The 8,543-nt window shown below is 75.6% G+C and carries 4 protein-coding genes and 3 pseudogenes; 3 read left to right on the top strand and 4 right to left on the bottom strand.

The features are described 5' to 3' along the window. The 4 genes and pseudogenes from BJP40_RS02135 to BJP40_RS02120 all read right to left on the bottom strand — a co-directional run. Nucleotides 1-650, bottom strand: a pseudogene (locus BJP40_RS02135) (hypothetical protein); the annotation flags it as partial. Then, complete coding sequence (gene pelF / locus BJP40_RS02130; RefSeq protein WP_071278150.1) at nucleotides 647-2,155, bottom strand: GT4 family glycosyltransferase PelF; 1,509 nt, start codon at nucleotides 2,153-2,155, stop codon at nucleotides 647-649. The pseudogene BJP40_RS02135 and the gene pelF, both read right to left, overlap by 4 nt. 86 nt (nucleotides 2,156-2,241) lie before the next feature. Beyond that, a complete protein-coding gene (locus BJP40_RS02125) occupies nucleotides 2,242-4,383 on the bottom strand; it encodes a hypothetical protein (RefSeq protein WP_071278149.1) in 2,142 nt (713 codons plus the stop codon). A gap of 401 nt (nucleotides 4,384-4,784) precedes the next feature. Then, nucleotides 4,785-5,312 (bottom strand): hypothetical protein, encoded by a 528-nt coding sequence (locus BJP40_RS02120; protein ID WP_071278147.1) that lies wholly within the window; start codon nucleotides 5,310-5,312, stop codon nucleotides 4,785-4,787. A gap of 206 nt (nucleotides 5,313-5,518) precedes the next feature. Between BJP40_RS02120 and BJP40_RS31265 the strand changes: the two are divergent. From BJP40_RS31265 to BJP40_RS02105, 3 genes and pseudogenes are all read left to right on the top strand, one after another. After that, nucleotides 5,519-6,259 (top strand): annotated as a pseudogene (locus tag BJP40_RS31265) (alpha/beta hydrolase); the annotation flags it as partial. A 1-nt stretch (nucleotide 6,260) separates the two neighbouring features. Next, a pseudogene (locus BJP40_RS02110) lies at nucleotides 6,261-6,704 on the top strand (ABC transporter substrate-binding protein); the annotation flags it as partial. A gap of 264 nt (nucleotides 6,705-6,968) precedes the next feature. Further along, nucleotides 6,969-8,534 (top strand): serine/threonine-protein kinase, encoded by a 1,566-nt coding sequence (locus BJP40_RS02105; protein WP_071278141.1) that lies wholly within the window; start codon nucleotides 6,969-6,971, stop codon nucleotides 8,532-8,534. The last annotated feature ends 9 nt before the right edge of the window (nucleotides 8,535-8,543 follow it).

Genomic DNA, 8,543 nt, shown 5'->3' with positions numbered 1-8,543 from the left:
CCCGCCGCGGCGGGCACGGCCGCGGTCGCGGTGGCCGCGGCGGCGCCGAGCGCGGAGCCCGCGAGGAGGGTGCGGCCGGCCTCCCGGCGGCCCGTCCGCAGGCGGAGGTGGGCGCGGTGCCCGAGGGCCTGGCCCCAGGCCCAGGAGGCGGCGCCCGCCGCGAGGAGGACGGGGGCGTGGCGGGTGATGTCCCACAGCGGTGCGGTGAGCAGGTACGCCAGTGCGGGCAGGGCGAAGAGCACCCCGCGCAGCAGGCACCGCAGGGTGTCCGGCCGCCAGGGGTCGGCGGTGGGCGGCGGCTCCGGGAAGGTGCGGGGCACGCGGGCGTGGAGCGCCGCGGCGAGCGAGAAGAGGGAGGGGTGGCCGTACCGCTCCTTGATCACGGAGGCGGGAAGGCCGTCCGCTTCCAGCAGCGCGGCCACCTCGTAGGGGTGGACGGCGGGGCCGATCCGGTCGGCGAGTTCGGCGGCGAGGGCGCTGACCGCCTCCTCGTCGGGGCCCTGGCGGGGCAGGCGGCTCGCGGGCGCGCCGTGCGGGGGGCGGCCCGTCGTGGTGTGCCGGTGCGTCCGGTGGGGCGGGGGTTCCGCGAGGCGCAGGGCGAGGGTGTCCCCGTCGGTTCTGCCCGGTTCGAGGAAGAGGGGGCCGCTCATCCGGCGAGGCTCCCCACGGTGCCGGCCGCCCGGGCGGGCGGGTGGACGCGGGCGGGTGGCCCGTCCGGGCGGGCGAGTTCGCAGTAGATGGCGCGGAAGGTGTCGATGGTCTGCCGGAGGGTGAACTGCGCGATCACGCGGCTGCGGGCCGCCTCACCCATCGCGCGGCGCCGCTCGGGGTCGCCGAGCAGGTCCAGCGCGGCGGCGGCCATCGCCTGCGGGTCGCGGGGCGGGACGACCAGTCCGGTGTCGCCGACGGCCTCCCGTACGCCTCCGACGTCGGTGGAGACGGTGGCCCGCCCGCAGGACATCGCTTCGATGAGGGTGAAGGGGAAGCCCTCGCTGATGCTGGACAGCATGACGACGGAGCCGGCCGCGTAGGCGTCCCGGATGTCGTCGACGCGCCCCTCGAAGGTGACGGAGCCGGCCTGCCCGAGGTCGGCGGCGAGCGCCTCGCAGCGCTCCCGGTACGCCTCGCCGCCGCGCGGGGTGCCGCCGAAGAGCCTCAGCCGTGCGTCCGGCAGCCGTTCGCGGACCACGGCGAGGGCGCGGATCAGGGTCTCCAGGTCCTTGATGGGGTCGACGCGTCCGGCCCAGCTGAGGGTGGGGGCGTCCGGCTCGGGGCCGGCGGGCGGGAAGGCCGCCGGGTCGACGCCGTTGTAGACGGTGCGGATCGCGGCGGGGTCGGCGCCGCCCTCCTCCTCCCAGAGCCGGTTGTAGCGGTTGCCCGGGGTGATGAGGGCCGCCCGGCGGTAGCTTTCCTCGGCGAGCAGCCGGAAGAAGCCGAGGACGACGGCCTTGACGGGCCAGCGGTAGGGGGCGGTGCGGTAGCCGAGGTAGCGCTCGCGCAGGTAGACGCCGTGCTCCGTGAGGAGCAGGGGGACGCCGTGGCGTTCGGCTGCGGTGAGTCCCGGCAGGACGGCGAGGCCGCCGCTGACGGCGTGGGCCACGCCGCGGGTCGGGGGCGGTGCGGCCAGGGGGCGCAGGGCGTGTTCGAGCAGTGCGGTGGCGGTGACCGCGTCGTGCACGGTGGGCCGTGCCTCGGCGACGGCGAGGCCGGGCCGCCGCCACACGGAGGTCAGGACGGATATCGCCGTGTCGCGGCGGAGGAACGGGCTGAGCTCCGCGTCCGCCGCGGCCCGGGCGAGGCCGTGCAGGGCGGGCGCGAAGCCGGCCTCCGCGGCGGGGTCGAGGAGGGCGGCCAGGAACGTCTCGTAGGTGTCGGCGAGGCGCCGGGCGGCGCGGCCCCGCGGGGCGCGGCCCGCCGGGGCGGTCCCCCACATCGGGACCGAGCGGACCCCGGCGACGTGGTCCGGCAGGTCCCAGGCGACCGGTTCGTTCCCGGTGCCGGTGACGGCTATCACGTCGAAGCGCAGGTCGGGCATGCCGGTGACGAGTTGGTCGCACCAGACGCTCACGCCGCCGTGGCTGTGCGGGTAGGTGCCTTCGGTGAGGAGGGTGACGTGGGGGGCGTCGGCGTGCCGGGCGCCCGGGTGTGCGTGCATGGCTGTGTGCTCCGCGGCGTGGTGGGGTGGTGGTGCCGGTCCCGGCCGCGGTGGCGGCGGCCGGGACCTCGTGTCCGGCGGTGCGGTCAGCCCGCGGCGCCCGGCGGGACCGGGGTGCGGACGCCTGCGGGCACGCGGGTGGCCGGGGCGGGCGCCGTCCCCTGCTGCGGGGCGTCTCCGGCGGCGGCCGGCCCGGGGGCGGCGGGGGCGGCGGCGGGGGGCAGGGCCAGGTCGAGGGGTGCGGCGGTGAGGGCCGTCCACCCTGAGCGTGCGCCCGCGTACGGCTCCCCGAAGGCGGTGCCCGCCTGCAGGGTGCCCTCCGGCAGGGTGGCGGGGGCGGCCAGACCCGCCGGGCCCTCGACGGTCACGGTGGCGCCGATCCGGTAGGCGGTGACCTGCCCGGCGCGCAGGGCCGCCTGCCAGGCGGCGCGGCGCTGGAGCTCGCGGCCGATGTCCTGCATCCGCAGGTTGACCACGGGCGTGTCGTCGGCGTGCAGCGCCTCGTAGGTGTCGAGCACACCGTCGAGGACGGGGTAGGCGATGCGTTCCTCGGCGAGGTTCGACTGGTGGATGAAGTGCGGCCTGGGGTCGTTGGCGAGGACGTGGCCGAGGGCGATCCGCTGCTCCAGGGGCACGATGTGGTCCGCGTAGCCGGTGGAGGTGTCGAGGGGGGCGGGCAGGCAGGTGGTGGTGTCGGGGTTGTCCTCGCAGATCCCGCTGCCGCCCTGGGCGCGGCTGGTGTAGATCCAGTTGTACTCGTCGACCTGTTCGGCGGCCCGTCCCGCGTTGTAGAAGACGTTCATCGGATGGCGGGGGACGGTGGTGGCGGGACCCACCTGACGCTGGCCGCTCTCGCGGGAGTTGTCGGAGGCGAGCCAGGTGACGCCGTTGTCGGCGAGGGCGGGTCCGAGGTGGGGGTTGTCGCTGTGCTGCTGGGGCAGGACGCGCAGGCCGGAGTGCTCGCCGGTGACGAGTTCGCCGTCGTGCAGGGGCAGTCCGCTGGTCCGGCCCCACACCCGGTTGAGCGCGATCTCGTCGGAGAGGGCGGTCCTGCCGACCCACTTCACGGTGCCGTCCGGCAGGGTGGCGCACCGCCAGGGGACGACGGACACGTCCTGTTCGCAACCGAGGAAGGCGTGCGTGTAGGTGTGGTTGATCCAGCGGAACTCGTGCTTCCGGGCGAGGAAGCGGTCGGCGAGCGGGTCGTCGCCGCCGTGGTCCTCGCGGTGGTCGACGCTGCCCGCGCCGTTGTAGGCGAGGTCGAGGGTGAAGCCGCGGGCGTGCTGCCAGTCGGCTGCGGCGTCCACGTCGTCGGGGGTCATGCGGATCGGGTCGGGTTCGACGCCGGGGTCGGCGCAGTCGACGTCGCCGGGGGTGCAGTTGAGGACGGTGTTCCAGCGGTCGTCGGCCGCGAAGACGTCGTCGACGTGCACGGCGAAGTAGTTGCGGGACGCGCCCAGGTGGACGCCGCCGGTCATCCAGTCGACGATGCCGCGGGCCAGCAGGCGGAACTGCTGCTGGTGGCGGTTGTAGACGAAGGTGACGACGAGCTCCCGCCGCCCGTCGTGCCGGTACTCGCCGATGAGCGAGCCCTTCCTGGTGGTGCCGGGGATGGGGGCCTCGACGTACGGGGTGAAGTCGGCGCCGTCCGCGGGGGTGGAGAGGTAGCCGTAGCTCTCGCCGATCGCGGGCGCGTTGTCCTCGAAGGGCACCGCGCCGTCGAGATAGCCGAAGGGGCCGGCACGGCCCGCGTCGGTGACCTGGGCAACCGCCCCGTCGAGTCCGCCGGAGTACCCGCCGTGGACCGGGTACCGGAGGCCGGCTTCCGGCCGGGCGTAGGAGTAGGCGTCGACCTGCGGGATGCCGTACGTCCGCTCGTAGGCGGCGAGCGCGGCCATCTCGGGTGAGCCGGCCGGGAACGGGTTGTCGTCCGGCAGGACGACCGCCTGGAAGCGGGCCCGGTGCCGTTCGCCGCTGGTGTCGGCGAGGTACGCGGCGTCGATGACGGGGCGGTCGGTGCGGGTCAGGGCGATCTCCGTGTACGGCGTGCCGGCCGTGGCGAGTTCGGCCGCGATGGCTTCCGTCGCCGGCCCCCCGTCGGTGACGACGAGGACCCTCAGGTCCACGCGGGCCGGCGCGTCGTCCGCCCGGGCGGTGGCGCCCGGCAGGACGAGCGCGGCCAGGAGCGCGCCCGTGGCGAGCAGGATGGTGCTGGATGTCCGCTTCATGCGGTGGTGTCCCCTCCCGGAGCAGGCGTGAGTACGGCTCCGCGGAGCGACGCACCCCCTCGCGCGGCGCCGGCATCCCCCTCGAAGGCCGGTCGTCCGCGCATCCGTCGCGTCACATCGTGGGGTATCCGTGGAGATTTCGTGGTGCTGCTGCGCAACGTGACGCAAAACCACGGGCCCGCCAGGAGGAGGAGGCGGGGCTTCCGGGCGGCGCCCGGAGCGCGGCAGCCCGCCGGAAGGGTGCCCTCCGGCGGGCTGTTGCACGGGTACGGCGGTGGTGCGCGCCGCCGAGGGGCCGCGGGGGCCCGTCGGCGGGGGCGCCGGCGGCGCGTCCGGGCGGGGTCCCGGTCCGTGGCCGGATCCGGGCCGCATTGCCTCCCGCGTGCGCGGCGCAGGACGCGTCAGGCGCAGAGAACCCGCGTCTCGGGGGTGTAGACCGGGCCGCCGCTGACGTTCGTGGTGTCGCTGAACTCGGCGTAGAAGTACGAGTAGAAGCCGATGTTGCCGTTGCAGCCCGAGTCGGGCGCGACCTGGAGGGTCAGGGTGACGGTGCGGCTCTGGCCCGGCGGGATGGTGGCGCCGTAGTTTCCGCCCAGGTCGGCGGGGCCCGTGCCGGAGCAGGGCGTGCTGCCCGAGGCCCCGGTGAGGGTGCAGCCGGTGAACGCGTACGTGAGGTCGGGGCGCTGGGTGGTCAGCCAGGTCGGGTCGATGGTCTGGTACACGAACCAGATGTCGTAGGTCTTGTTGTTCGTGAGCGTCATCGACAGGTTCACGGTCCCGCCGGGGGTCGTGGTGGCGGCGTCCGTGGAGAACGTCAGCTGCGCGGGGGCCGGTTCGGCGGCGGTCGCGGCGGGGGCCCAACCGAGGAGGGTCAGGCACAGGGCGAGGGCGGCGGTGAGGCCGAGGCGTCGGATCAGAAGTGATCGCATGGCCCGGGAGGCTAGGCATCCGGTGGACCCGCTGTCCTCCCCGCCGGACCCGCCGGATCACCCCGGCGACCGAAAGTGCCCGCGCCGTGGAGGCGGTGCGGGGAACCCGTGAAGACGGGCCCCTGCCGGTGCGCGGTGCACGCCACGGCGAGTGTGGCAGCGCCGGCCGGGGAGTCGTGCGCCCCCTCCGGCCCGATGGCCGCGCCGTGCGCGTTTTTGGCGCGGACGCATCAGACCTCGGCCCAGGATCACGCCCGCGCCGCCGTCCGGCACCGCCGCTTTCCGGCCAGTCGGCGCGTTCCGGGCGTACGGCGCGGACCTCGCGGGCCGCCACGGGCTTCGGCGGCGGCACCATCCGCTACCCGACGACCATCGCCGACGGGAGATTCGGCGCCATCGCCGTCTCCCCCGGCTACACGGGCACCGAGTCCACGATCGCCTGGCTGGGCCCCCGCCTGGCCTCGCAGGGGTTCGTCGTGTTCACCATCGAGACGCTCACCCTGTTCGACCAGCCCGACAGCCGGGGCCGCCAGCTCGTGGCCGCGCTGGACCACCTCACGCGGGTCAGCCCCCTGCGCGGGCGGGTCGACAGCAGCCGCCTCGGGGTGATGGGGCACTCGATGGGCGGCGGCGGCAGCCTGGAGGCCGCGAAGAGCCGGCCGTCGCTCCAGGCGGCCGTCCCGCTGACGCCCTGGAACCTCGACAAGACCTGGCCCGAACTGCGCACGCCCACGCTCGTCATCGGGGCCGACGGGGACAGCATCGCGCCCGTCCGCAGCCACGCCGAGCCGTTCTACGAGAGCCTGCCGTCCTCCCTGGACCGGGCCTATCTGGAGCTCAACGGCGCCTCCCACTTCGCACCGAACAGCCCCGACACGACCATCGCCAAGTACAGCATCGCCTGGCTGAAACGGTTCATCGACAACGACACCCGCTACGAGCGGTTTTTTCGCGCCGCAGCTGATGCGGACCCCCGCCGCGCCCGCGCTCGCCGCGTCGCTCCATGTCGTCAGCGCCGCCCCGCCGGCCGGCTCGGACCTGCCGGGGGTCCGGGCGATGGCCGCCGCGTACGGGAAGAAGTTCCCCGACGCACCGCTCGACTCGGGGGTGCTGTCCGGTTACCACGCCGCCCGCCTGATGGGCACCGGCCTGGCGGCGGCCTGCGAGGCGGGCGATCTCACCCGGGCCGGTGTGGTGCGGGCGCACCGCGCACAGAGCAGCGCCGACGCGGGCCTCGGCATGCCGCAGGACTTCTCGGACGTGGCGCGGCCGGCGAGCCTGAAGACGTACGTCCTCAGGCCCGACGCCGAGGTGCCCGGCGGCCTGGTGACGGCCGAGGAGGCCCGTGAGGCGCCGGGCGTGCGCGCGTACGTCGAAGGGCGCACGGACTGACCGGTCCGGCGGCACGGGGTGCCCGTCGCCGCTTGGTGCGCGGGCGCGCGCCGACCGTCCCGGGCGGCGGCAGCGACCGGCTCCGGGGGGTCTCCGGGGCCGGTCTCCGGCGTCCGGGTCGCTGTCCTGCGGGCCTCTCCTCCGCACCGGACGGCCCGTCGACGGCACCGGCACACGTCCACGGGGGCGGGGCCCGTCGGCGGACAACCCGCGTGCGAAGATGCCGAGTTGTTCAGGCACGGCACAGGGCGGGGGAGACGAGCGGTGGAGGAACTGGACGCGCAGGATCCGCGGCGGGTGGGTCAGTACCGGGTCCTGGGGCGGCTCGGCGAGGGCGGGATGGGCAGGGTCTATCTCGCGCGGAACGCGGGCGGCAGGTCCGTGGCCCTGAAGTTCATCCACACCGAGATGGCGGCCCTTCCGGGCTTCCGGGACCGGTTCCGCCGCGAGGTGGAGGTCGTACGGCGCATCGGCGGCGCCGGCACGGTGCCGGTGCTGGACGCGGACGTCGACGACCGGCATCCCTGGTACGCGGCGGAGTACGTGCCGGGCCCCTCGCTGCAGGAGGCCGTCGACGCGTTCGGGCCGCTGCCGCCCGGGGCGCTGTGGCGGCTCGCGGCCGGTCTCGCCCGCACGCTGGAGCACGTGCACCGCCACGGTCTCGTCCACCGGGACCTGAAGCCGTCGAACGTGCTGCTGTCCGCGGCCGGGCCCCGGCTCATCGACTTCGGTGTCGTGCACGCGGCCCTGGACACCGCGCTGACCGTCAGCGGCGCGCGGATCGGCACCCCCGTGTACATGTCCCCCGAGCAGGCCTACGGGGAGTCCGTCACGTCGGCGAGCGACATCTTCAGCTTCGGGCTGACCGTGGCGTTTGCGGCGAGCGGCCAGGTGCCGCACCGCGGCACTCTGGCGGCCCAGCTGCCGGCAGCCGACCCGGCGCTGACCATGCTGGTGCAGCACTGCCTGGACCCCGATCCGGCGCGCCGGCCGGACGCGGGGCAGCTGGTGGTGCAGGCGTCCGTCCACGACACGGCGGGCGACGCGTGGCTGCCTTCCCCCGTGGCGTCCCTCATCGCGCGCCGCTCCGAGGAGCTGCTCAACCTGGAGGCGGGGCGCGAGGGCGGCCCGCACACCGACCGGGGTGACGCCCCTCCGCGCACCGAGGCCGACCCGGACGCGCAGGGCACCCGCACGGCCGGCTGGGCCTTCCACGACGCACCCACGCACGGCCCGGGCGGCAGCGGTCCCGCGCCACCGCCCCCGCCGCCGCCCAGGACACCGCCCCCCGGGACGGCGCCTCCTCCGCCGAGGCCGTCCGCGGCGCCCCGTACGCCGTACGGACCGCGGGACGGGGGCTCCCCACCGGTTCCCCGGGCGTCGGACTGGATCCACAAGGGGCTCCTGGGGCGTCCGGCCGTCGGAGCGGCGTGGCTCGCCCCGGTCACACTCACCTCGCTGCTGATCGCGCTGGCCCTCCCCGCCTTCTCCAGCTGGCTCCGGGTGCTGGTGGCGGTGGGACTGACAGGCGTGATGGCCTGGCTGTCGACGCCGCACAGCCGCCGCGACGCGGCCCGCTGGTTCCACACCGCGCAGGCCTACTGGACGGTGGTCGCGCTGCTCTGCGTGCACTGCTTCTTCGCGGCAGGACAGTACGACGACGACATCTCCTACACGGCGCTCCAGGGGAGGGCGTCCCTGTTCCAGGAACTGGTCGGCGCCACGCTGGGCTTCCTGCAACTGTTCCTGCTGCTGGGTTCGCTCGGCGCCGTCTACGTCCTGCCGACCGCCGCCGGGCGGTGGATGCGGGCGCGGCAGGAGGGCCTCTGACCGGAGGGG

Source organism: Streptomyces sp. CC53, assembly GCF_001865245.1.
Lineage (GTDB): Bacteria > Actinomycetota > Actinomycetes > Streptomycetales > Streptomycetaceae > Streptomyces.
The sequence above is the reverse complement of the archived record's forward strand: the minus strand, read 5'-3'. Positions and strand labels throughout refer to the sequence as shown.

What these genes read in the sequence shown, in the direction of transcription:
- pelF (WP_071278150.1), bottom strand. Translation starts at nt 2,155, where the DNA reads ATGCACGCACACCCGGGCGCCCGGCACGCCGACGCCCCCCACGTCACC.
- BJP40_RS02125 (WP_071278149.1), bottom strand. Translation starts at nt 4,383, where the DNA reads ATGAAGCGGACATCCAGCACCATCCTGCTCGCCACGGGCGCGCTCCTG.
- BJP40_RS02120 (WP_071278147.1), bottom strand. Translation starts at nt 5,312, where the DNA reads ATGCGATCACTTCTGATCCGACGCCTCGGCCTCACCGCCGCCCTCGCC.